20 protein-coding genes are annotated in these 22,886 nt (G+C 73.7%); 14 read left to right on the top strand and 6 right to left on the bottom strand.

Annotated features, from left to right (window positions below; genetic code table 11):
• Nucleotides 1–153: 153 nt before the first annotated feature.
• The 6 genes from coaD to mutM all read left to right on the top strand — a co-directional run bounded on the left by coaD (nt 154) and on the right by mutM (nt 3,680).
• The gene (coaD, locus tag KG102_RS11580; RefSeq protein ID WP_208288751.1) at nt 154–642 is read left to right on the top strand and encodes a pantetheine-phosphate adenylyltransferase; all 489 of its coding nucleotides are present in this window, start codon (nt 154–156) and stop codon (nt 640–642) included.
• Nucleotides 639–1,130: a hypothetical protein gene (locus KG102_RS11575; RefSeq protein WP_208211533.1), complete on the top strand. Its 492-nt coding sequence runs from the start codon at nt 639–641 to the stop codon at nt 1,128–1,130. Before coaD ends, KG102_RS11575 begins: the two co-directional genes overlap by 4 nt.
• A 109-nt stretch (nt 1,131–1,239) precedes the next feature.
• Nucleotides 1,240–1,818 (top strand): YceD family protein, encoded by a 579-nt coding sequence (locus KG102_RS11570; protein WP_249667549.1) that lies wholly within the window; start codon nt 1,240–1,242, stop codon nt 1,816–1,818.
• A gap of 2 nt (nt 1,819–1,820) precedes the next feature.
• Nucleotides 1,821–2,018 (top strand): 50S ribosomal protein L32, encoded by a 198-nt coding sequence (gene rpmF, locus KG102_RS11565; protein WP_055913037.1) that lies wholly within the window; start codon nt 1,821–1,823, stop codon nt 2,016–2,018.
• Between the two features lie 65 nt (nt 2,019–2,083).
• Entirely contained in the window at nt 2,084–2,776 is a 693-nt protein-coding gene (gene rnc, locus KG102_RS11560; RefSeq protein WP_208211531.1) for a ribonuclease III, read from the top strand.
• A gap of 1 nt (nt 2,777) precedes the next feature.
• Entirely contained in the window at nt 2,778–3,680 is a 903-nt protein-coding gene (mutM, locus tag KG102_RS11555; protein WP_208288753.1) for a bifunctional DNA-formamidopyrimidine glycosylase/DNA-(apurinic or apyrimidinic site) lyase, read from the top strand.
• On the opposite strand, the gene KG102_RS11550 is transcribed toward mutM, so the two are convergent.
• The gene (locus tag KG102_RS11550; RefSeq protein WP_307802835.1) at nt 3,677–4,621 is read right to left on the bottom strand and encodes a phosphoglycerate dehydrogenase; all 945 of its coding nucleotides are present in this window, start codon (nt 4,619–4,621) and stop codon (nt 3,677–3,679) included. The genes mutM and KG102_RS11550 overlap by 4 nt on opposite strands.
• A gap of 57 nt (nt 4,622–4,678) precedes the next feature.
• Here KG102_RS11550 and KG102_RS11545 point away from each other — a divergent pair, with 57 nt between their 5' ends.
• A complete protein-coding gene (locus KG102_RS11545) occupies nt 4,679–5,305 on the top strand; it encodes a response regulator (protein ID WP_208212638.1) in 627 nt (208 codons plus the stop codon).
• A gap of 30 nt (nt 5,306–5,335) precedes the next feature.
• On the opposite strand, the gene KG102_RS11540 is transcribed toward KG102_RS11545, so the two are convergent.
• Genes KG102_RS11540 through KG102_RS11520 form a run of 5 tightly spaced genes read right to left on the bottom strand, consistent with a single transcriptional unit; the run spans nt 5,336 to nt 12,992 of the window.
• Nucleotides 5,336–7,048 carry a sensor histidine kinase gene (locus KG102_RS11540; protein WP_307802351.1) on the bottom strand — a complete coding sequence of 571 codons (1,713 nt, stop codon included), beginning with the start codon at nt 7,046–7,048 and terminating at the stop codon, nt 5,336–5,338.
• A complete protein-coding gene (gene cydC / locus KG102_RS11535; RefSeq protein WP_208288757.1) occupies nt 7,038–8,777 on the bottom strand; it encodes a thiol reductant ABC exporter subunit CydC in 1,740 nt (579 codons plus the stop codon). The genes KG102_RS11540 and cydC overlap by 11 nt, the downstream gene beginning before the upstream one ends.
• On the bottom strand, nt 8,774–10,411 hold the full coding sequence (gene cydD / locus KG102_RS11530; RefSeq protein WP_208288760.1) for a thiol reductant ABC exporter subunit CydD: 1,638 nt from the start codon (nt 10,409–10,411) through the stop codon (nt 8,774–8,776). The genes cydC and cydD overlap by 4 nt, the downstream gene beginning before the upstream one ends.
• A complete protein-coding gene (gene cydB / locus KG102_RS11525) occupies nt 10,408–11,475 on the bottom strand; it encodes a cytochrome d ubiquinol oxidase subunit II (RefSeq protein WP_208211508.1) in 1,068 nt (355 codons plus the stop codon). The genes cydD and cydB overlap by 4 nt, the downstream gene beginning before the upstream one ends.
• A 14-nt stretch (nt 11,476–11,489) precedes the next feature.
• Complete coding sequence (locus tag KG102_RS11520) at nt 11,490–12,992, bottom strand: cytochrome ubiquinol oxidase subunit I (protein WP_208211506.1); 1,503 nt, start codon at nt 12,990–12,992, stop codon at nt 11,490–11,492.
• A 459-nt stretch (nt 12,993–13,451) separates the two neighbouring features.
• Between KG102_RS11520 and KG102_RS11515 the strand changes: the two genes are divergently transcribed.
• From KG102_RS11515 to KG102_RS11485, 7 genes are all read left to right on the top strand, one after another.
• Nucleotides 13,452–16,655 carry an Rne/Rng family ribonuclease gene (locus tag KG102_RS11515; protein WP_208288762.1) on the top strand — a complete coding sequence of 1,068 codons (3,204 nt, stop codon included), beginning with the start codon at nt 13,452–13,454 and terminating at the stop codon, nt 16,653–16,655.
• Nucleotides 16,656–16,955: 300 nt separating this feature from the next.
• Nucleotides 16,956–17,264: a 50S ribosomal protein L21 gene (gene rplU / locus KG102_RS11510; RefSeq protein WP_208212636.1), complete on the top strand. Its 309-nt coding sequence runs from the start codon at nt 16,956–16,958 to the stop codon at nt 17,262–17,264.
• A 72-nt stretch (nt 17,265–17,336) separates the two neighbouring features.
• Nucleotides 17,337–17,597: a 50S ribosomal protein L27 gene (rpmA, locus tag KG102_RS11505; RefSeq protein ID WP_208211503.1), complete on the top strand. Its 261-nt coding sequence runs from the start codon at nt 17,337–17,339 to the stop codon at nt 17,595–17,597.
• A 130-nt stretch (nt 17,598–17,727) separates the two neighbouring features.
• The gene (gene obgE, locus KG102_RS11500; RefSeq protein ID WP_208211501.1) at nt 17,728–19,251 is read left to right on the top strand and encodes a GTPase ObgE; all 1,524 of its coding nucleotides are present in this window, start codon (nt 17,728–17,730) and stop codon (nt 19,249–19,251) included.
• 57 nt (nt 19,252–19,308) lie between these two features.
• On the top strand, nt 19,309–20,457 hold the full coding sequence (proB, locus tag KG102_RS11495) for a glutamate 5-kinase (protein ID WP_208288764.1): 1,149 nt from the start codon (nt 19,309–19,311) through the stop codon (nt 20,455–20,457).
• A gap of 101 nt (nt 20,458–20,558) precedes the next feature.
• On the top strand, nt 20,559–21,500 hold the full coding sequence (locus tag KG102_RS11490) for a GNAT family N-acetyltransferase (RefSeq protein ID WP_208288766.1): 942 nt from the start codon (nt 20,559–20,561) through the stop codon (nt 21,498–21,500).
• 43 nt (nt 21,501–21,543) lie between these two features.
• A complete protein-coding gene (locus KG102_RS11485; protein ID WP_208211495.1) occupies nt 21,544–22,839 on the top strand; it encodes a glutamate-5-semialdehyde dehydrogenase in 1,296 nt (431 codons plus the stop codon).
• Nucleotides 22,840–22,886 lie beyond the last annotated feature (47 nt).

Here is a 22,886-nt window from a genome sequence, read left to right as displayed (position 1 = left end):
GCACCGGTCTCGCCCGTCCGGCCAGGGGCAGCGGGTCGGCAGACGGCTGGCCACGGGGACCAGTGAGGTGGCCCGCTCCGAGGTCGGACGGAACTGACGCGGCGCGCGGCACGCGTCGGCGGTCGGACCTGGCCGCTGGCCTACCCTGACCGGGTGACCACTGCCGTCTGCCCCGGGTCGTTCGACCCCCTCACGCTCGGCCACGTGGACGTCGTCCGCCGTGCCCGCTCCATGTTCGACGAGGTCGTCGTGGGCGTCGCGCGGAACTCGGCCAAGTCGCCGCTGCTGGCCGTCGAGCAACGCGTCGCTCTCGCGCGGGCCGCGTTCGCGGACGTGCCGGGGGTGCGGGTCGAGCCCGTCGACGGGCTGCTCGCGGACTTCGTCCGTACGGTGGGAGCCATCGCTGTGGTGAAGGGCCTGCGGGGCGGCGCCGACTTCGACGCCGAGCTCGCGATGGCCCTGATGAACCGGCACCTGTCGGGCGCCGAGACGGTCTTCGTGATCGGCGACCAGCGCCTGGCCCACATCGCGTCGTCGCTGGTCAAGGACGTCGCGCGGTACGGCGGGCCGATCGACGACCTGGTCCCGGCCGGCGTCGCCGACGCGGTGCGGGCGGCACTTCCAGGAGGGGATGCACGATGACCGAGACGGATCCGACCACCAGGCCCGAGGGCCTCACCGGCGTGCTGGACGCGATCGCGTCCGCGGTCGGCAGCGCGCGTGCCATGCCGATGTCGTCCTCGGTGCTGGTCAACCGCGCCGAGCTGCTCGACCTGGTGGACCAGGCACGCGACGTCCTGCCCAGCCAGCTGTCGCGCGCCGACGAGGTGCTGGCCGACGCGGACGCCGCCCGGTCGGCCGCGCAGGCGGACGCCGACGCGCTGCTGGCGCGGGCGCGGGAGCAGGCAGCCGCGCTCGTCGACCAGGAGACGGTGGTCGTCGCGGCACGGGAGCGGGCGGCTCAGCTGGTCGCCGAGGCCGAGCAGGTCGCCGAGGGACTGCGGCGGGACGCCGACGACTACTGCGACCGCCGGCTCGCCGACTTCGAGATCGACCTGGGCAAGGTCCTCGGCCAGGTCCAGGCCGGCCGGGCCAAGCTCGCGGGGCGGCTCGGGGTGGACGAGAGCTGAGACTCTCGCCACTCGACGAGGATTTGGGCGGCCCTGACCTGTGCCGTAGAGTTATCCGTTGGTTCAGCCGCTCATGGCGGGACCGAGATCAACGAGGGGACCCTTGGCCGTGCAGCGCCCAGTTCGCCTCGATCCCCGTTCGCCGCTCGTGCTCGACACGCACGAGCTCAGCCGACGCCCGGGATCGACCAGGACCGTGCAGCGCACCGTGGGCGCCCCCGAGGATCTCGGCACCGATGTGATCGGCATCCCCACCGGGACCGACGTCGAGCTGGATGTGCGGCTCGAGGCGGTCGTGGAGGGGGTCCTGGTCACCGGATCGGTCCGTGGCCGGGCGATCGGGGAGTGCGTGCGCTGCCTGGGAGAGGTCGTCGAGAACGTCGACGTCCCCCTCGTGGAGCTGTACGTCTACCCTGAGCGCGCGGCTGTCGCGGCCGAGGACGGCGACGACGAAGAAGACGTGCGTGAGTTCGAGGACGACCTGGTCGACCTCGAACCCGCGCTGCGGGACACGGTCGTACCGGCTCTGCCGTTCCAGCCGCTGTGCCGCCCCGACTGCCCCGGTCTGTGCTCCGAGTGTGGAGCGCGGCTCGCGGATGACCCTGACCACTCGCATGAGATGCTTGATCCCCGCTGGTCCGCCCTCAGCGGCCTGCTGGGATCGAACGACGAGACGAAAGAGAGCTAGCCGTGGCTGTTCCGAAGCGCAAGATGTCGCGCAGCAACACCCGTGCGCGTCGGTCGCAGTGGAAGACCACTGCCACGACGCTCCACACGTGCCCGCAGTGCAAGGCCAACAAGATGCCCCACACGGCCTGCCCGTCGTGCGGCACCTACAAGGACCGTGCCTACGCCGAGGCCGTCCGTACCGAGTTCGAGGTTCGCTGAGCATCGAGGTCGCGGCTCTCAGAGCCCGCTCGTCCGCCTGAGCATTCGATGACCGGAGGACCGGCGTGAGTGTCGCGGCAGAGCTCCTGCACGAGAAGCTCGGGGTCCACCTGGACCCCGAGCTTTTGGTGCTGGCCCTGACGCACCGCTCCTTCGCGCACGAGGCCGGCGGTATCCCGACCAACGAGCGGCTCGAGTTCCTCGGGGACGCCGTGCTCGGGCTGGTGGTCACCGAGGCGCTGTACCGCGCACACCCGGACCTGCCCGAGGGGGCGCTCGCCAAGATGCGCGCGGCCACGGTCTCGCAGCGCGCGCTCGCCGTCGTCGCGCGGGACCTCGACCTCGGCAGCTACGTGCTCCTGGGCAAGGGGGAGCTGTCCACCGGCGGGCGGGACAAGGACTCGATCCTGTCCGACACCCTCGAGGCCGTCTTCGGTGCGGTCTACCTCAGCCACGGCGTGGAGACCGCGCGCGCCCTGGTGGAGCGGCTGGTCGGACCGTCGCTCGAGGCCGCCGCGGGGCTGGGAGCCGGCCTCGACTGGAAGACCTCGTTGCAGGAGCTCTCCGCGGCGATGGGGCTGGGCGCGCCCACCTACGAGGTCGTCGGTGAAGGCCCGGACCACTCGCGCACGTTCACGGCTCGTGCGGTGGTCGCCGGACAGCCGCGGGGGATCGGCGTGGGACCCGCCAAGAAGATCGCCGAGCAGGACGCCGCGGCGGACGCCTACCGGGTGCTCGTCGCGCAGCAGCAGCCCTGACGTGCCCGAGCTCCCCGAGGTCGAGACGGTCCGGGACGGGCTGGCGCGGCACGTGCTCGGTCGCACGGTCACGGGTGTCGAGGTCCGCCGCGACTACAGCGTCCGGCGGCACACCGACGGGCCGCTCGACTTCGTCGGACGGTTGCGAGGCCGTCGCCTTGCGTCGGCGGTCCGGCGCGGCAAGTTCCTGTGGCTGCTGCTGGACCGCGACGACGACGCGCTCATGGCGCACCTGGGGATGAGCGGACAGCTGCTCGTCCGGCATCCCGGTGCAGCGCGACCGGAGCACCCCCACCTGCGCGTGCGGCTCGACCTCGACGACGGGTCGGCCCTCGACTTCGTGGACCAGCGCACGTTCGGGCACCTGAGCGTCCCGGACCTGGTGCCGACGACCGACGGGGCCCCGGGCGGCCTCGGCTCACCGCTGGCGGCCGTGCCCGCGCCGGTCGCGCACATCGCCCGGGACCTGCTCGACCCCGCCCTGGACGAGGCGGCGCTGGTGGCCGCGGTGCGGCGTCGCAGGACGGGCCTCAAGCGGGCGCTGCTGGACCAGACCCTCGTGTCGGGGATCGGCAACATCTACGCCGACGAGGCGCTGTGGCGGGCCCGGCTGCACCATGCGCGTCCGACCGGTGCGCTGCGCAGGTCCGACGTCGTGCGTGCCCTCGAGAGCGCGCGAGCGGTGATGAGCCAGGCGCTCGCGCAGGGCGGGACCAGCTTCGACGCCCTCTACGTGAACGTGAACGGCGCCTCCGGCTACTTCGACCGCTCCCTGGCGGTGTACGGGCAGGAGGGGCGGCCCTGCCCCCGCTGCGGCACGCCCGTGCGTCGCGAGGAGTTCATGAACCGCTCCTCCTTCAGCTGCCCGCGCTGTCAGCCCCGCCCGCGAGCTCCCCGCTCCTAGCGCGCGACGACGTTGCGCAGCTGCCCGCCGGCCAGGAACGCGGTGAGGTTCGCGGTCACGAGGTCGCCGGCGCCGATCGGCCGCCCCCCTGCGGCGTGCGGGCTGACCAGCACGCGCGGCTCGTCCCACAGGGGCGAGTCGGCGGGCAGGGGCTCGGTCTCGAACACGTCGAGGGCGGCCCCCGCGAGCCTGTCGGAGCGCAGGGCGTCCAGCAGCGCGGCCTCGTCGAGGGTCGTCCCGCGCCCGACGTTGACCACCCACGCGTGCCGGGGGAGCAGGTCGAGCACGTCCGCGTCGATGGCGTGGCGCGTCTGCTCGGTGGCCGGGAGCAGGCAGATGAGCACGTCGGTCTGCGGGAGGTGGTCGGGCAGCGAGAACGTCGAGATGACGGGGAACCCGCCGCGGTCACCGGCGGTGGTGGCGACACCGGTGACCTGAGCGCCCAGGGCGGTCAGCAGCGGCGCGAGGCGGCCCGCGATCGAGCCGAAGCCCCAGACGAGCACCCGGGCTCCGTCGAGCGTCCGGAACGCGGGGCCGGCGTCGGGGTCCGGCATGCCGCCCAGCTCGTCGGCCCACCGGTGCTCGCTCTGCGCGCGGACGAGGTCCGGCAGGCGCCGCGCCGCGGCGAGCACGAGGGCCAGGGTGTGCTCCGCGACGGGGCCGTCGTGCAGGCCTCGACCCGACGTGATCACGACGTCGTCGGCGAACCCCGCCGCGAGCGCGGCGTCGGGACCCGCGGCCAGGGTCTGCACCCAGCGCAGGCGCGTGAGGCGACGCGCGGCGTCGGCCATCTGGTCGCGACCGTTGCCCCACAGCACGAGCGCGTCGGCGTCCAGCGCGTCGTCCGGGACGGGTTCGGTGACGTCATACCGGACGACCCGGACATCCGGGGGCGTCGTCGGGTCATCGGTCATGGAGGTCGGCAGCAGCAGCGTCGTCACTCTCGATACCATGCCACCGTGCCTCCCATCAGCGCCTCCGCCGCCCCTATCACCGTCATGATCATCGACGACCACGAGGTGGTCCGCAGGGGTATCGCCGAGGTGGTGGACCGGGCCGAGGGCATGACGGTCGTCGCCGAGGCGGGGTCGGTCGCCGACGGGGTCCGGCGCGCCGCCCTGGTGCGCCCGCAGGTCCTGCTGGTCGACCTCCAGCTGCCGGACGGCACCGGGATCGAGCTTCTGACGGCGGTGCGCGAGCAGCTGCCGAGCGCACGCGCGATCGTGCTCACGTCGTTCGACGACGACGACGCCCTCGCGGAGGCCCTGGACGCCGGGGCCGCCGCCTACCTGCTGAAGTCGGTGCGCGGGGCCGAGATCACCGACGTGATCCGCGCGGTCGCGGCCGGGCGCGTCCTGCTCGACGAGCGCACCGTGACGCGCCGCAAGGCGGGGCACGACGACCCGACGGAGAGCCTGACGCCGAGCGAGCTGCGCGTCATCGACCTCATCGGCGAGGGCCTGTCGAACCGCGAGATCGCCGAGCGCCTGGGCGTCGTGGAGAAGACCGTCAAGAACCACATCACGTCGCTGCTGGCGAAGATGGGCCTGCAGCGACGCACGCAGGTGGCCGCGTGGGTCGCGTCGCACCGGCACGCCGGCTGGCGGTCCGAGTCCGGGCACTGACCGCGAACCGCGCGGCCCCCCGGCGGCGGCTCAGCCGAGGGGGGCTTCCCAGGTCAGGAGCGTCCCGCGGCCGTCCGGCGGTACCCCGAGGCTGAACGTCCCCCGGTGCTGGCGCGCTCGTGACGCGAGGTTCCCGGTGCCCGACCGCCGGTCGCGGTGGGCGGGCAGGCCCGTGCCGTCGTCCTGGACCTCGACCAGCACGATCCCGAGCGGCCCCGTGCCGGTCACCGTGACGCGGACGATGACGGACGACGCGTGCGCGTGCCGTGCGGCGTTGGCGAGGCCCTCGCGTACCACCGCCACCACGTCCGACGTCAGCTCCGCACCCACCCGCTCGTCGAGGCGGTCCTCCTCGAGGCCGCCGTCGACGACGGTCACGCCGTCCAGGCTGACGACGAACGACGGTGCGAAGCCGAGCCCGGTGCGGGCCAGCGACGCCTCGCGGCGCAGCCGCTCGACCAGCCCGGAGGCCGCGTCGGGGTCGTGCAGCTCGTGCACGATGTGCCGGATCTGGCGCACGGACGCGTCGACGTTGTCGAGCGCCTGGTCCACGATGTCGATCAGCTCGGAGGGGTCGACGCCTCGCGCCGCCCGTCGGCGCACCGTCTCCAGCTGCATGCCGGTCGCGAACAGCTGCTGGATGGCCAGGTCGTGCAGGTCGCGGGCGATGCGCTCGCGCTCGTCGAGCAGCGAGGCCAGGTCCTGCGCGTGCCGTGCACCGGCGAGCACGTAGGCCAGCGCGGCCTGCGCGGCGAACGACTCGGCGGTCGCCAGGTCGCTCTCGTCGAACGGGGTGGCGCCGATCCGGCGGAGCAGGATCAGGACGCCCATGTCCCGCCCCGTCGAGCGCAGCGGTGCGTACAGCGCGGGTCCGAAGGCGCGCATGACCGGCACGGCGACCGAGCGGGCCGCCGACAGCGAGGGCGTGGTCAGCCCCTTGCCCTCGGTCATCACGGTCCAGGCCCGGCCGCCGCGAGGCATCCGGGCGCCGAGGATGCGGTCGCTCGCGTACCCCACCGCGAGCTCGATCAGCAGCTCGCCGCCCACCCCGGGCAGAGCGAGCGCGGCGGTGTCCGCACCCGCGACCTCGCGGGCCGTGGCGGCGATGTGGTCGAGCGCCTCCTCCTCGTCGATCCCCTCGAGGAGCATCGTCGTGATGTCCTGCCCCGCGCGGAGCCAGTGCTCGCGGTGCTCGGCCTCGGCGTACAGCTGGGCGTTGGCCAGAGCCACACCGGCGGCTGCCGACAGTGCGAGGACCACGTCCTCGTCGGCCTGCGTGAAGCCGCCGTCCTTCTCGGAAAGGTAGAGCTGGCCGTAGACGCGCGGTCCCACCCGGACCGAGGCCCCGAGGAAGGACCCCATGGGCGGGTGCTCGCGCGGGAAGCCACGGAAGGACGGGTGCTCGCGCAGGTCGGCGAGCCGGAGCACCCCGACCTCGGGGATCTGGCCGAGCACGCCCTGAGCGTGCGGCGCGGTCCGCAGGGCGGCGGCGACCGCGGTCGGGACGCCGGTGTAGACGAACGTCGTCGAGGTCCCGTGCGGATCCAGGACGTTGATCGCGCCGTAGCGCGCGCCGGTGAGCTCCGCGCTGACCTGGACGAAGCGCTCGAGCACGACCGGCAGCTCCAGCTCGCCGGCGACCGCGAGCATCGCGCCCAGGAGGTCCGTGAGCGGGTCGCCCGTCAGGGGCCGCCGCCAGTCGGCCACCTCGGTCAGCTGGCCGGACGATGACTCACCGTGCACGTTCTGCCTCCGTCTCGTCGCCGGCGCGTTCGCGCTGCAACGCCTCACGGTAACCGGGCGACGACGCGACGAGGTCCGCGTGCGTCCCGCGCGCACGGACGAGACCGTCCTGCAGCCAGAGGATCTCGTCGGCGGCGGCCAGCGGGGTCAGCCGGTGCGTGACCAGCACCACCCCCCGCGGGTCGTCCAGCAGGTCGGCCACCAGCGCGTCCGCCCGCTGCGGGTCGAGGTGCTCCGCGGGCTCGTCCACCAGGAGCAGCGCGGCGGGCGAGAGCAGCGTCCGCGCTACCAGCAGGCGGCGACGCTCTCCGCCGGAGACCGTGCGGGCGTCGGGGCCGAGCAGCGTGTCCAGCCCGTCCGGCAGGCCGTCGAGCCACTCGTCGAGCCCGACGCGGGCGAGTACCGCGACCGCCTCCGCCTCCGTGACGTCGCCGCGCGCCACGCGGAGGTTCTCCAGCACCGTGGTGCCGAAGACGTGGGCGTCCTCGGTCCCGACGACCACGGCGCCGACGACGGTCCCGCGGTCCAGGTGGTCCACGTCGTGGCCGCCGAGCGTGAGCGAGCCGTGGCGCCGGGGGAGCAGGCCGGCCAGGGTCAGCAACGTCGTGGTCTTGCCCGTGCCGGACGGGCCGACGATCGCCACGGAGCGGCCGGGACGCAGCTCGAGGTCCAGCCCCGTGACCACCGGGACCGCTCCGGGCCAGCCGGCGGCGACGTCGACCGCGACGAGCGGGGGACCGGCGGGGCCGTGGTCGGTCGGCGCAGGGTCGGTCGGCGCGTCCAGGAGGGCGAGGACCCGCGCGGCCGCGGCACGTGAGCGCTGCACCTGGATCGCGGCCGCGGGAAGGAGTGAGGTCGCCTCGAAGGCCGCGAGCGGTGTGAGGACCACGACGGCGAGCTCGACCGGGGTCAGCAGGCCCGCGCCGACCGCGGGCACGCCGGTGACCAGGGCGGCCAGCACCGCGAGGCCGACGGCGAGCTGTCCGAGGCCGGCGGCGAGCGCGGCGGGGCCGGCCCCGGCGTCGGTCGCGACGGCCAGGCGGCGGTCCGCGTCCCGCAGGGCGGCCAGCTCGCCGGGTGCGCGCCCGGCGACCACCAAGGGGCCGGCGTCGTCCAGGAGGCCGAGCGCCGTCGCGGTCATGTCCGCCCGGCTCTGCAGCGCCCGCTCCTCCGTGGTCCGCGCCGCGCGGGCCGCGATCACGGGTCCTGCCACCCCGGCGAGCAGGAGGCACCCGGCCAGGGCGAGGCCGGCCGGTGGCCAGAACAACGACATCGCCAGCACCGTGCCCGCGCCCAGGAGCGTCGCCACCCCGGCGGGCAGCAGCCCGCGCACGACGACGTCCCCCACCGTGTCGACGTCCGCACCGACGCGGGCGAGCAGGTCTCCCCGGCGCAGGCGCAGCAGCGTCTCCGGGCGCGCCGTCGCGAGCCGGTCGTACAGCGTGGTGCGCAGCTGGGTCATGCCGCGCAGGGCGACGTCGTGGGACACGAGCCGCTCGAGGTAGCGCAGCACGCCGCGCCCGATGCCGAACGCGCGCACCGCGACGGTCGCCACGGACAGCTGGAGCACCGGCGGCATCTGGGAGGCCCGCGCGATGAGCCAGGCGGACACGGCGGCCAGTGCCACCCCGCAGCCGAGCGCGAGCGTACCGAGCAGGAGGGCCAGCGCCAGGCGCCTCGGGTCGATGTCGAGGAGGCGGACCGCACGGCGCAACGTCCCGCGCGTCATGCGGGCACCGGTGCGGCCGACCGCACGCGCACGACCTCGTCGGCCGCGGCGACCAGCGAGGCGCGGTGGGCGACGAGCAGCACGGTCCGGCCGGCGTCCCGCAGCGCGCGGACCGTGTCCAGGACCACCTGCTCGCCGGCAGCGTCCAGGTGGGCGGTCGGCTCGTCGAGCACGACGAGCGGGGTGCTCTCGACGAGCGTGCGCGTCAGGGCGACGCGCTGCCGCTGGCCGAGGCTGAGTCCTTCGCCGCCGCGCCCGAGCACGGTGGACCAGCCGTCCGGCAGCGTCGCGAGCACCGCGTCCAGCCCGGTGAGCGCGGCCGCGGCCCGTCGCGCGGGTTCGTCACCGCCCACCAGCTGCGCCACGGTCCCGGGCTCGAGCACGGGGCGCTGCGGCAGCCATGAGACCTGTGCCCAGAGGGACTGCAGGTCGAGGTCCACCAGGTCGACCCCGTCCACCGACGCGCGTCCGACGTCCGGCCGGAGCAGCCCGAGCGCCACCTCGACCGCGGTGGTCTTGCCCACGCCGCTCGGCCCGGTGAGCGCCACCACAGTCCCGGGGCGCAGCACCACGTCCAGGGCGTGCGGCGTGCTCCCACCCCCGGTCCGCACGCCGACGCCCTCCAGACGCAGCGTCGCGGTGCGCAGGTCGGGGGCCGGCAGGCTGCCGACCGGGGGCACGGGGGTCTCCAGCACCTCGAACGCCTGCCCGGCGGCCGCGACCCCGTCGGCCGCGGCGTGGAACTGCACGCCCACCTGACGCAGGGGGAGGAACACCTCGGGTGCCAGGACGAGGACCGCGATCCCCGTGACCAGGTCGAGGTCGCCCTCCACCAGCCGCAGGCCGATCCCGACGGCGACCAGCGCCACGGACAGGGTCGTGAGGAGCTCCAGGACCATGCCCGACAGGAACGCGACCCGCAGGGTCCCCATCGTCGCGCGGCGGTGGGCGTCGCCGAGCGACCGCACCCGTGCTCCCGGACCGCGCTCGCGGCCGTGGGCGCGCAGGGTGGGCAGGCCGGCCAGCAGGTCCAGCACCTGGGCACCGAGCCGCTGCATGCTGGCCAGACCTCGCTCCGAGCGGCCCTCGGTCAGCCGCCCGACGAGGACCATGAAGATCGGCACCAGGGGGAGGACGACGAACAGGATCGCGGCGGAGATCCAGTCCAGGCCCAGCACGACCAGCAGGACGCCCGGGGTGACCGTCGCGGCGAGCACCAGCTGCGGCAGGTACCGCACGAAGTACGGCTCGAGGGCATCCAGGCCGCGCGTGGCCAGGGTCACCACGCGCGGACCCTCGCCGGACGCCAGCCAGCGGGGCCCCAGCGCCACGGCGTGCGCCACGACCTGCTCGCGCAGCTCGGCGACCGTGCGGGTCGCGGCGCGGTGCGCGAAGCGCTCCTGCACCGCGGTCACCAGCGCCCGGGCGAGCACCACGGCAGCCAGCCAGGCGACGGTCGGACCGAGGACGGTGAGCGAGACCCCGTCCGTCACCGCGTCTCCGAGCGCGTGGGCGAGCAGCACCGCCTGCGCCACGACCAGCGCCGCGGTGAGCACCCCGAGCGCTGCCGTCAGTGCCACGTACCCCCGAGCGGCCCGGGCGTGCCGCAGCAGGCGCGGGTCGAGCGGCCTCACTGGTCGCTGGACGACGGCTTGTTCAGGGCGGGCACCTTGGCGAAGGTCAGGCCGGTGTGCTCGGGGATGTGCGCCGACGAGACCCGCTTCCGGAACACCCAGTACGTCCAGCCCTGGTAGATCAGCACGAGCGGGGTGAGCGCCACCGCCACCCAGGTCATCACGGTGAGCGTGTAGTCGGTCGAGGACGCGTTGGTCACCGTCAGCGAGTTGGCGGGGTCGAACGCGGGCATGACGTCGGGGTACATCGAGCCGAAGATGAGCACCACGGCGGCGACGATCGCGACCGCGGAGGCGATGAACGCGAGGCCTTCCCTGCGGCGCTGCGTCGCGGCGACCAGCACCACGAGCGCACCGGCAGCGACGACGACGGCCGCCCACGTCCACGGCACCGAGTACGCCAGCTGCGCCCAGACGGCCCAGACCCCGGCGACCAGCAGGGTGAGCAGCGACGACCGCGCGGCGAACGCCCCGGCGCGGGCGCGGATCTCGCCGTCCGACTTCAGGGCGAGGAACACCGCGCCGTGGGTGAGGAAGATCAGGGCGGTCGTCGCGCCGCCAAGCAGGGCGAACGGGTTGAGCAGTGCCCAGAACCCGCCGACGTACTGGTGCTCGGCGTCGAGCTGGACGCCGCGGACCAGGTTGGCGAACGCCACGCCCCAGAGCACCGCCGGGACCCAGGAGCCCACCATGAGGCTGCGGTCGGCCAGCGCCCGCCAGCGGTCGTCGTTGATCTTGCCCCGCCACTCGAACGACACGACGCGGACGATGAGCGCCAGCAGGATGAGCAGCAGCGGCAGGTAGAAGCCCGAGAACATGGTCGCGTACCACTCCGGGAACGCCGCGAACGTGGCACCGCCGGCGGTGAGCAGCCACACCTCGTTGCCGTCCCAGACGGGTCCGATCGTGTTGATCATGACGCGGCGGTCGCGGTCCTTGGCCGCGCGGTCGCCGCGCGACAGCAGCCCGAGCAGCATCCCGACGCCGAAGTCGAACCCCTCGAGCACGAGGTACCCGGTCCACAGGACCGCGATGAGCAGGAACCAGACGGTGGTGAGCTCCATGGTCGCCGCTCCGCTCAGTACGCGAACGACAGCGGACGGTCGGCCGCGCCGTCCGGGTCGTTGTCGGGGTTGTCCGGGCTGGGGTCGTGCTCGGTGTCCGCGACGCCCTCGATCGCGTAGCGGTGCATGAGGCGGTACCAGAACACGGCCAGGACGCCGTAGAGCAGGGTGAACGCGATGAGGCTCGTCAGGACGGTCCCCGTGCTCGTCACCGTGGACACGCCCCGCGCGGTGAGCAGCCAGACGCCGTCGACGCCGCCGGGGTTCGGGTTGGGCGCGACGACCCACGGCTGGCGGCCCATCTCGGTGAAGATCCACCCGAACGACGAGGCCAGGAACGGGGTCGCGATGGCGGCGATGCCGAGCCTGCCGACCCACACGTTGCCGCTCACGCGCCCCTTGCGGGTGACCCACAGGGCGACGAGGGCGAGCGCGGCGGAGCCGAGCGCGAAGCCGATCATGAGCCGGAACGACCAGTACGTGATGGCGAGGTTGGGGATGTAGCTGACGGGCTGCCCGTCCGCGGTGGTGTACCCGAACTTCTCGGTGTACTCGCGCTGCAGCTCGTCGGTGCCCTGCAGCGTGGAGTCGAAGTCGCCGGTGGCCATGAACGACAGCGCGCCGGGGATCGAGATCAGGTGCGTGACCTTGTCGCAGTTGGCGCCCGTGCCGAGCGGGCCCACGGCGAGGATCGAGAACGCCACGCCCGACTCCGTCTCGCACAGCGCCTCGGCGGCAGCCATCTTGGTCGGCTGCTGCTCGAACATGAGCTTGGCCTGCGCGTCGCCGGAGACGGCCACGCCGATGCCCGAGACGAGCATGACCACCACGCCGAGCACCACGGCCGGCCGGTAGACGTCGCGCGCCTTGTCGGCCTGACCGGCGCGCACCAGCCGGACCATCCACCACGCGGCGATGCCCGCGACGAAGGTCCCCGCGGTGAGGAACGCGGCGGAGATCGTGTGCGGGAACGCCGCGAGCAGCGTGTTGTTGGACAGCACGGCGCCGATGTCGGTCATCTCGGCCCGCCCGCGCTCCGCGTTGAACGTGGCGCCGACCGGGTGCTGCATCCACGAGTTCGCGGCCAGGATGAAGTACGCCGACAGGTTGGTGGCGATCGCGACCGCCCAGATGCAGGCGAGGTGGATCTTCTTGGGCAGCTTGTCCCAGCCGAAGATCCACAGCCCGAGGAACGTCGACTCCACGAAGAACGCGGCGAGGGCCTCCATCGCCAGGGGCGCGCCGAACACGTCGCCGACGAACCGCGAGTACTCGCTCCACGCCATCCCGAACTGGAACTCCTGGACGATGCCGGTGGCCACGCCGATCGCGAAGTTGATCAGCAGGAGCTTGCCGAAGAACTTGGTCAGCCGCAGCCAGCGTTCGTTGCCGGTCCGCACCCAGGCCGTCTGCATGCCCGCGACCAGCGGCGCCAGGCCGATCGTCAGCGGGACGAAGATGAAGTGGTAGACGGTCGTGATGCCGAACTGCCAGCGCGCCACGTCGAGGGTGTCCACGGGTTCCTCCATGGGCGTTCGTGCTCGGATGGGCTCCGGGCGGCCGACACGCTCGGGGGCGTGCCAGGTGACAGACGTCAGGTCTGGGAAGACGCTAGAACTGCCTCCAGTGTGCGCCTGGGACCAAAGTCCCGGTACCGGGCCCCGCGGACGCGCCGACGTGTACCCGGTCGCACCACCCGAGGAGCCCTGTGCGATACTGACCGCGGCTCCTTGGACGACCACACCGCCCGGGGACCCTTGAGCTCGCAGCACCAGCACGTCGTGCGCGCCAGCCGCCGCTCCGCCGCCCGCTGGTCCCAGATCGGGACCGCCGGCTCCGGCGTCGCAGGCGATGGCGCCGACCGGTGCCGCAGCCACGACCGCCGACTTCCGTCGCCGCGCAGCACGCGTGCGACGACCGACCGACTGGGTGCCGCCGCGTGTGGGTGGTGGTTCCCGGCACCAGGAGCACCGCGCGTGACCGACGACAACACCTCCACCGCTGACACGACGGCTGCCGGGGAGGCGCCCGCCGCGCCGCCGCGCCGCCGCCGCGCCACTCGCGTGACCGCAGCCCCCAGCACCGACGCACCGCTCGAGAGCGTCGTGACCGTCCCGTCGCCGGCCGAGCAGCCGGTACCCGTCGAGCAGCAGGCACCGGCGGAGCAACCGGTCGCCGAGGCGCCGGCCGCCCCGGTCAAGAAGTCGCGCCGCGTGACCCGCACCGTGGTGCCGGTCGCCGCCGACCAGGCGCCGGCCGCTCCGGTGGCTCCCGCGGACGAGCCGGCCGCGCAGCAGCAGCCGGTTGCGGAGCCGGCCGCCGAGGAGCCCGCCGCCGAGGCGCCGGTCGCGCCGAAGAAGAAGTCGCGCCGCGTCACGCGGACCGTGGTCCCGGTGGCGGCCGACGAGGCCGCCGCGGCCCAGGAGCCCGTGGCAGCGCAGCCCGCTGCCGAGCAGCCGGCCGCCCAGCAGCCCGCCGCCGACGAGCCCGCGACGACCGCACCTCGTCGCCGCCGCTCCGGCACCCGCGCTGCCGCGGCGCCGCAGGCCCCCGCGCCGACGCCGGAGGTCGAGGTCGAGGTCGAGGAGGCCGCCGAGCCCACCCCCGCCCTCGACGTGCTGGCCGAGCTGGCTGCGACCGTCACGCCGACCGAGCCGTCGACGACCACGAGCTCGACCTCGACCGGCCGCCGCTTCGCGACCACCGCGCTGCTCTTCCAGGCACCGGACCCCGCCGCGGCGCGCCCGCGCCGGCGTCGTGCCCAGGCGAGCACGGGTTCCCCCGAGGAGATCTCCGAGGCCGCCCGCCGCGCCGAGCAGGAGGCCGCCGAGGCCGAGGCGCGCGGGTCGGACGAGGTGGCCGAGGTCGTCGAGGAAGCCGCACCCTCGGCGCGAGGCCGCCGTCGCGGCCGTCGCGGCCGCGGGGCGGAGACCGCCCCGGCCGAGGACCTCGTGGTCGAGGAGGACGCCGAGCCGACCGCGCAGGCTCCTGCGGACGAGAGCGTCGACGACCAGGTCGAGAGCGACGAGGACGACAGCGAGCAGGCCGAGGACGACACCGCCGGTGGCGGCCCGCGCCGGCGCCGTCGCCGCGGCGGCAGGGGCCGGCGCAGCCGTCCCGACAGCGCCGACTCCGACGACGCCGACGAGTCGGACGAGGACACCGACGAGGGCGCCGAGTCCGACACGGAGCCCGACGCCGACGCCGACGACTCGACGGGGGAGGGCGACAGCTCGAGCCGTCGCCGTCGCCGTCGTCGTCGCGGGTCGTCCCGGGGTGACTCCGGCGACCAGGGCGAGGCACGCCCGGCCCGTACGCGGGCGCCGAGCGACGAGGTCACCGCGCTGCGCGGCTCCACGCGGCTGGAGGCCAAGCGCCAGCGCCGCCGGGACGGCCGCGACGCCGGACGGCGTCGCCAGATCATCACCGAGTCGGAGTTCCTGGCCCGCCGCGAGTCGGTCGACCGCGCGATGATCGTGCGCGAGAAGAACAACCGGACGCAGATCGCCGTCCTCGAGGACGGCGTCCTGGTCGAGCACTACGTGTCCAACCAGGCGCAGGCGTCGACCGTGGGCAACGTCTACCTGGGCCGGGTGCAGAACGTGCTGCCCAGCATGGAGGCAGCGTTCGTCGACGTCGGCAAGGGCCGCAACGCGGTGCTCTACGCCGGTGAGGTCAACTGGGACGCGGCAGGCCTCGAAGGCGGTTCGGCGCGTCGCATCGAGCAGGCGCTCAAGTCCGGCGACCCGGTCCTGGTGCAGGTCACCAAGGACCCGATCGGCCACAAGGGTGCGCGCCTGACCTCGCAGGTCACGCTCGCGGGTCGGTACCTGGTCTACGTGCCGGGCGGCGGCATGACCGGCATCAGCCGCAAGCTGCCCGACACCGAGCGCAACCGCCTGAAGAAGATCCTGCGCGAGATCGTGCCGGACTCCGCCGGCGTCATCGTCCGGACGGCGGCCGAGGGGGCGAGCGAGGACGAGCTGCGCGCCGACATCGCCCGCCTGCAGGGGCAGTGGGCGGCCATCGAGAAGAAGTCGAAGTCCGCGTCCGCCCCGGCCCTGCTCCAGGGCGAGCCGGACATGGCCATCCGCGTGGTCCGCGACATCTTCAACGACGACTTCTCCTCGCTCGTCGTCGCGGGCGCCGAGGCGTGGTCCACCATCTCGTCGTACATCGACGAGCTGGCTCCGGACCTCGCGCAGAAGGTGTCCCGCTGGGAGTCCGACGCCGACGTGTTCGCCGCGCACCGCATCGACGAGCAGCTGGCCAAGGGCATGGACCGCAAGGTCTGGCTGCCCTCGGGCGGTTCGCTCGTGATCGACCGCACGGAGGCCATGACGGTCGTCGACGTCAACACGGGCAAGTTCACCGGCTCGGGCGGCACGCTCGAGGAGACGGTGACCCGCAACAACCTCGAGGCCGCCGAGGAGATCGTGCGTCAGCTCCGGCTGCGCGACATCGGCGGCATCATCGTCATCGACTTCATCGACATGGTGCTCGAGTCCAACCGTGACCTCGTGCTCCGCCGGCTGGTCGAGTGCCTGGGCCGGGACCGGACCAAGCACCAGGTCGCCGAGGTCACCTCGCTCGGCCTGGTCCAGATGACCCGCAAGCGGGTGGGCCAGGGGCTGGTCGAGGCGTTCAGCGAGACGTGCGAGCACTGCCACGGGCGCGGCTTCATCGTGCACGAGGACCCGATCGAGAAGAACAACCAGCGTCCTGACGCCGGGGCGCCGCAGCAGCCCGTCGCCTCGGAAGGGGACGCCAAGCGGTCCCGCCGCAAGCGTGGCGGCGCCAAGGAGACGGTCGCCCACGTCCTGCACGCAGGGGTGCCCGTCCTGCCCGAGGCGCGGGAGGCCGTCAAGGCCACGCTCGCCACGATCGCGGCGGCGGCGGCGCACGCTCACGACCACGACCCCCAGGTGCCGGCGGCGCCCGAGGTCGACGGCGATGCCGCGGCCGAGGAGACCAAGGCCCCGGGCCTGGACGTGCTCGCCGAGCTCTCGGCCGGACGCGCGCAGGCCGAGCCCGACGCCGGGGGCGGCGCGGCGACGCCGAGCGACGAGCTCGAGCTGACGGCGGTCCCCGCCGACGTGTTCGAGGCCGACGACGTCGACGAGGTCGACGACGACAGTGATGCCAGCTGGGTCGGCGGCGCCGACCGCACGCAGGACTGACGGCGGGAGCTCGCGTCGGCCGCCCGGCCGGCGCGAGCTCCCCGTCGCGCGGGGTTCGACGTGCGTTCCGTCACGTCGGAGCCGCGGGGCGCCCGCCAGGTTTGACCGTGCGCCGTGGGGTCCGTACCCTAGATCGTCGGCGCGTCGTGTGCGTGCTGGTCAGGTGTGCCGCCGCAGCGGCGCCGACGCGAACCCCCACGGCCGGATGATTTCGGTGGCAGCGGGATGTGCGCGGGCGCTGGCAGGGCACCGCAGAGCATTGTGACCTAAGTAGTTCGACGAGCAGAGATGAGCAGCAACGTGGTGTACGCGATCGTGAAGGCTGGCGGCCGCCAGGAGAAGGTCGCGGTGGGCGACGTCGTCGTCGTCGACCGCCTCGCCGCGCAGACCGGGTCGACCATCGAGCTGACCGCTCTGCTGCTCGTCGACGGGGAGAGCGTCACCACCGATGCCAAGGCCCTGGCCAAGGTCAAGGTGACGGCGGAGGTCGTGCGGGACGAGAAGGGTCCCAAGATCGACATCCTCAAGTACAAGAACAAGACCGGCTACCGCGTGCGCAAGGGTCACCGCCAGAAGCTGACCCGCCTCAAGGTCACCGGCATCTCCTGATCTCGCGCCGTCGGCCGTACGGCCACAGGCACGCGCAGCCCTCCACACTCTGAGCACGAAAGCAGGTTCGTCATGGCACACAAGAAGGGCGCGAGCTCCTCGCGCAACGGTCGCGACTCGAACGCCCAGCGCCTGGGCGTCAAGCGCTTCGGTGGCCAGGTCGTCAAGGCCGGCGAGATCATCGTCCGCCAGCGCGGCACGCACTTCCACCCCGGCGTCAACGTCGGCCGTGGCGGCGACGACACGCTGTTCGCCCTCGCCCCCGGCGCCGTGACCTTCGGGACGCGCCGTGGCCGCAAGGTCATCGACATCGTGGCGGCAGCGCAGGTCTGAGCAGTTCATGACGACGCGGCATCGGTCCGCGTCGGGTCATTCGTGGAAGGGGCGCACCGGTGCGGTGCGCCCCTTCTGCGTGTGAGGATCGAGACGTAGTAGGGCATGTGAAGGCAAGGGAGGTCCAGCCGTGGTGACATTCGTCGACCGGGTCGTGCTGCACGCGACCGGCGGTGACGGTGGGCACGGTTGTGCGTCCATCCACCGGGAGAAGTTCAAGCCGCTCGCCGGACCCGACGGGGGCAACGGCGGCAACGGCGGCTCGGTGATCATCGCGGTGGACCCGCAGGTCACCACGCTGCTGGACTACCACCACTCCCCGCACCGGCACGCCCCGTCCGGGACCCAGGGCATGGGCGACCACCGGGCCGGCTCCACGGGCGCCGACCTGGTGCTGGGCGTTCCCGACGGGACCGTCGTGAAGTCGACCGACGGCACCGTCCTGGCCGACCTCGTCGGCGTCGGCGCGCAGTACGTCGCTGCGCAGGGCGGCCGCGGGGGACTCGGCAACGCCGCGCTCGCCTCGCAGCGGCGCAAGGCCCCCGGCTTCGCGCTGCTGGGCGAGCCCGGTACCGAGCAGGACATCGTCCTCGAGCTCAAGACGATCGCCGACGTCGCGCTGGTCGGCTACCCGAGCGCCGGCAAGTCCAGCCTCGTGGCCGCCATCTCGGCTGCGCGGCCCAAGATCGCGGACTACCCGTTCACCACCCTGGTGCCGAACCTCGGTGTGGTGCAGGCCGGTGGCGCGCGGTACACGGTCGCCGACGTGCCCGGGCTCATCCCGGGCGCCTCGGAGGGGCGGGGCCTCGGGCTGGAGTTCCTCCGTCACATCGAGCGGTGCGCGGTCATCGTGCACGTGCTCGACTGCGCGACCCTGGAGCCCGACCGCGACCCGCTGTCCGACCTCGACGACATCGAGGCCGAGCTGCGCACCTACGCGGGCGACCTGTCGATCGAGGGCGGTCGCGTACCGCTCCTCGAGCGCCCGCAGGTCGTCGTGCTCAACAAGATCGACGTTCCCGAGGCTCGCGACCTCGCCGAGCTGGTCAAGCCGGACCTCGAGGCCCGCGGGTTCCGCGTCTTCGAGGTGTCGACCGCCAGCCACGAAGGCCTGCGACCGCTGACCTTCGCGCTCGGGGAGATCGTCGACAAGGCTCGCCGCGAGGCGCCGGTGCCCGAGAACACCCGAGTCGTCCTGCGCCCCAAGGCGGTCGACGACGCGGGCTTCACGGTGACGCGGCGCGAGGTCGACGGCCAGGGCGTGTACTTCTGGGTGCGCGGCGAGAAGCCGGAGCGCTGGGTCCGGCAGACCGACTTCTCCAACGACGAGGCCGTCGGCTACCTGGCGGACCGGCTCGCCCGCCTGGGCGTCGAGGACCGGCTGTTCGCCGCGGGTGCGGTCGCCGGCGACGAGGTCCGCATCGGGCCGGAGCACAACGCGGTCGTCTTCGACTGGGAGCCGACGCTCATGACGGGATCCGAGTTCCTCGGCGGCCCGCGCGGTGTCGACCTGCGGATCGAGGACCGCTCGCGCCCGACGCGTGGCGAGAAGCGTCAGGAGTACAAGGAGCGCATGGACGCCAAGACGGAGGCGCGCGAGGAGCTGTGGACCGAGCGCGAGGCCGGCGTCTGGACGGATGCGGCCGAGCGCTGAGTCCGGGCGTGTCCGGCCGGCGGATATGCGCGTGACCTGCGGCTGCCACCCGGCAGAATGCCGACTGTGACCGCCACCGTCCTGACCGAACGCCAGCAGCTGGCCTCGGCGTCCCGGGTGGTCGTCAAGATCGGCTCGTCCTCCTTGACCGGACCCGGGGGGCGGCTCGCCCCCGAGCGGCTGAACGCCCTGGTGGACGTGCTCGCCGAGCGCCGCGCCGCCGGCGGACAGGTCGTCCTGGTGTCCTCGGGTGCCATCGCCGCCGGGATCGGCCCGCTCGGACTCGCTACCCGCCCCCGGGACCTGGCCACCCAGCAGGCCGCCGCGTCGGTCGGGCAGGGGCTCCTGGTGGCGCACTACACCGCGGCCTTCGCCCGGCACGGGCTGCAGGTGGGCCAGGTGCTGCTGACCGCGGACGACACGGTGCGTCGCGTGCACTACCGCAACGCGCACCGGGCGCTGACCCGTCTCCTCGACCTCGGCATCGTCCCGGTGATCAACGAGAACGACGCCGTGGCCACCGACGAGATCCGGTTCGGCGACAACGACCGGCTCGCGGCGCTCGTGTCGCACCTGGTGCACGCGGACGCGCTGCTGCTGCTCAGCGACGTGGACTCGCTCTACACGGGCCCTCCGTCGCGCGACGGGTCGCGCCGCATCGCGTCCGTCGTCGACGCGCGGGACCTGGAGGGCATCGACGTGGCGTCGCGGGGGAGCGCGGTCGGCACGGGCGGCATGGTGACCAAGCTGGAGTCCGTCGCCATCGCCACCCAGTCCGGGGTCCCCGTGGTGCTCACGTCTGCCGCTCAGGCGGCGCAGGCGCTGGCCGGTCAGGACGTCGGAACGTTCTTCACCGCGACCGGTCGGCGCACGTCGATCCGCCGGCTGTGGCTCGCGCACGCCGCGAACACCCGCGGGCGCCTCGTGCTCGACGCCGGTGCCGTCCGGGCCGTGCTCGAGCGCGGCACCTCGCTGCTGCCAGCCGGTGTCACCGGCGTGGAGGGAACGTTCGAGGCGGGCGACCCGGTGGAGCTCGTCGGCCCCGACGGCATCCTGGTGGCGCGGGGACTGGTCGCCTACGACGCCGAGGAGGTGCCGCCCCTGCTGGGTCGCTCGACCTCGGAGCTGCGCGCCTCGCTGGGGCCGGGCTACGACCGCGAGCTGGTCCACCGCGACGACCTCGTCCTGGTGCGCGAGCGCCGCTGACGCCGTAACGTCCGTGGGGCTGCGCGCCACGGCGCGCGCTCGCTCGTGCGTGCCGGCAACCCGGCACCGAGCCGCCCCTCGAACTCGCTGGAAGGTCACCCATGTCGCTGCGCTGGACGTATCTGGACACCCCGGACGTCGTGGCCTGGTCGGAGTTGACCAACCTGCTGGCCACGGTCGACCGCACCGAGGAGTTCTACGCACCGGAGGACCTCGCGGAGGAGCTCGAGGAGCAGGACTTCGACCGTGTGCGGGACAGCATCGCGGTGTGGGACGGGGACCGGCTCGTCGGCTACGGCCAACTCCGCCTGAGCGCGGCGCTCACGGCCGAGGGCTACGTGCGCGCCAACCTCGACGGCGGTGTCCACCCGCAGTGGCGTGCGCGGGGGATCGGCACCGAGCTGATGGACCGGATGGAGCCGCGCGCCCGCGAGCTGTCCGCGCAGCGGCACCCGGGTGCGCCGCTCCAGCTGCGCTCGAGCGGCCGGCTCGAGGGCGACCCGGTGCGGCCGTTGCTCGAGCACCGGGGGTACTCGGTCGTGCGGTACTTCACCGAGATGGCCAGGCCCCTTCCCGGGACGCCGATCGCGGCGACGGACCCGCGGGTGGAGCCGTACCGGCCCGATCTGGCCGACGCCGTCCGGCTGGCCCACAACGACGCGTTCGCGACGCACTGGGGCTCGACGGCGCAGACCGTCGAGCAGTGGACCCACATGGTGACCTCACGCTCCTTCCGGCCGGAGACCTCCCGGATCGTCCGGGACGGCGACGTGGTCCTCGCGTACGTCCTGACGGCCCAGTGGGTCCCGCGCGAGCTGTACGTGAGCCTGGTCGGGACCCGACAGTCCGCCCGGGGCGGGGGACTTGCCCGCGCGTGCCTCGCGGGGACGGTCGCGGCGGCCGCCGCCTCGGGCGACTACGACGTCGTCGAGCTCGAGGTCGACTCGGTGAACCCGACCGGGGCGGGAGAGATGTACGCCTCGCTCGGCTTCGTCGAGACCAGGACGACGGCGACCTACGCGAAGGTGGAGCAGCTCGACTGACGGGTCGTGCCGCCTGCATGGGGCCCAGGTCTACCCTGGTCCGATGACGACGTCGCTCGACCAGCAGGTGCAGACGGACGTGACCGCACAGGTCCGCGCCGTGGCGGAGCGGGCCAAGACCGCGTCCCGGCGGCTCGCCACCGCCACCCGTGCCACCAAGGACGCGGCGCTGCACGCGATGGCGGACGCCCTCGTCGTCGCGACGCCCGAGATCGTCGCCGCCAACGCGCTGGACCTGGAGCGAGGTCGCGCCGCCGGCACGTCGCCCGGCCTGCTGGACCGGCTGGAGCTCACCCCGGAGCGCATCGTGGCCATCGCGGGCGCCCTGCGCGAGCTGGCCGCGCTGCCGGACCCCGTCGGGGAGGTCGTGCGCGGCCAGACCCTCCCCAACGGTCTGCGGATGCGCCAGGTGCGCGTGCCGATGGGCGTCGTCGGCATGATCTACGAGGCCCGGCCCAACGTGACCGTGGACGCCGCGGGGCTCGCGCTCAAGAGCGGGAACGCGGTCATCCTGCGGGGCGGCTCGGCCGCGGCGGCGACCAACGAGGTCATCGTGGACGTCCTGTCCGGGGCGCTCGTCGCCCAGCGGCTCCCGGGCACGCTCGTGCAGTCGATCGACGCCTGGGGGCGCGAGGGTGCAGTGGCGCTCATGCACGCCCGCGGGCTCGTGGACGTGCTCGTCCCGCGCGGCGGGGCGGACCTCATCCAGACCGTCGTGCGCGAGTCCACCGTGCCGGTGGTCGAGACGGGCGTCGGCAACGTGCACGTCTACGTCGACGAGACGGCGGACCTGGCGGTCGCCGTCGCCATCCTGCTGAACTCCAAGACGCAGCGCGTCGGGGTCTGCAACGCCGCCGAGACGCTCCTGGTGCACGAGGCGGTCGCCGACGAGTTCCTGCCCGTCGCCCTGGCGATGCTGGCCGACGAGGGCGTGACCATCCACGGCGACGAGGCGACGCTCGCGCTCGCGCCGGAGGAGGCGGCCTGCGAGCCGGCCACCGACGACGACTGGGCGCGCGAGTACCTGTCGCTCGACCTCGCCGTCCGGGTGGTCGACTCGCTCGACGACGCACTGGAGCACATCCGCGTGTGGAGCTCCGGGCACACGGAGGCGATCGTCACGCGGGACCTGGCGGCGTCCGAGCGGTTCGTCGCCGAGGTCGACTCCGCGGCGGTCATGGTCAACGCCTCGACGCGGTTCACCGACGGCGGCCAGCTGGGGCTCGGCGCGGAGATCGGCATCTCCACGCAGAAGCTGCACGCCCGCGGCCCGATGGGGCTCGGTGAGCTGACGACGACCAAGTGGATCGTGCACGGCGACGGGCACGTCCGACCCTGAGGGCCCAGTCCGCCGTGCGACACTGATCCCCCCGATCACCCCCTGGA

The sequence above is a fragment of the Cellulomonas fengjieae genome, assembly GCF_018388465.1.
Taxonomy (GTDB): domain Bacteria; phylum Actinomycetota; class Actinomycetes; order Actinomycetales; family Cellulomonadaceae; genus Cellulomonas; species Cellulomonas fengjieae.
Note: the sequence above shows the minus strand (reverse complement) of the source record. Positions and strands in the feature narration are given on the sequence as shown.

What these genes read in the sequence shown, in the direction of transcription:
- KG102_RS11490 (WP_208288766.1), top strand. Translation starts at nt 20,559, where the DNA reads ATGTCGCTGCGCTGGACGTATCTGGACACCCCGGACGTCGTGGCCTGG.
- KG102_RS11485 (WP_208211495.1), top strand. Translation starts at nt 21,544, where the DNA reads ATGACGACGTCGCTCGACCAGCAGGTGCAGACGGACGTGACCGCACAG.
- cydB (WP_208211508.1), bottom strand. Translation starts at nt 11,475, where the DNA reads ATGGAGCTCACCACCGTCTGGTTCCTGCTCATCGCGGTCCTGTGGACC.
- KG102_RS11575 (WP_208211533.1), top strand. Translation starts at nt 639, where the DNA reads ATGACCGAGACGGATCCGACCACCAGGCCCGAGGGCCTCACCGGCGTG.
- proB (WP_208288764.1), top strand. Translation starts at nt 19,309, where the DNA reads ATGCCGACTGTGACCGCCACCGTCCTGACCGAACGCCAGCAGCTGGCC.
- rpmA (WP_208211503.1), top strand. Translation starts at nt 17,337, where the DNA reads ATGGCACACAAGAAGGGCGCGAGCTCCTCGCGCAACGGTCGCGACTCG.
- KG102_RS11545 (WP_208212638.1), top strand. Translation starts at nt 4,679, where the DNA reads ATGATCATCGACGACCACGAGGTGGTCCGCAGGGGTATCGCCGAGGTG.
- cydC (WP_208288757.1), bottom strand. Translation starts at nt 8,777, where the DNA reads ATGACGCGCGGGACGTTGCGCCGTGCGGTCCGCCTCCTCGACATCGAC.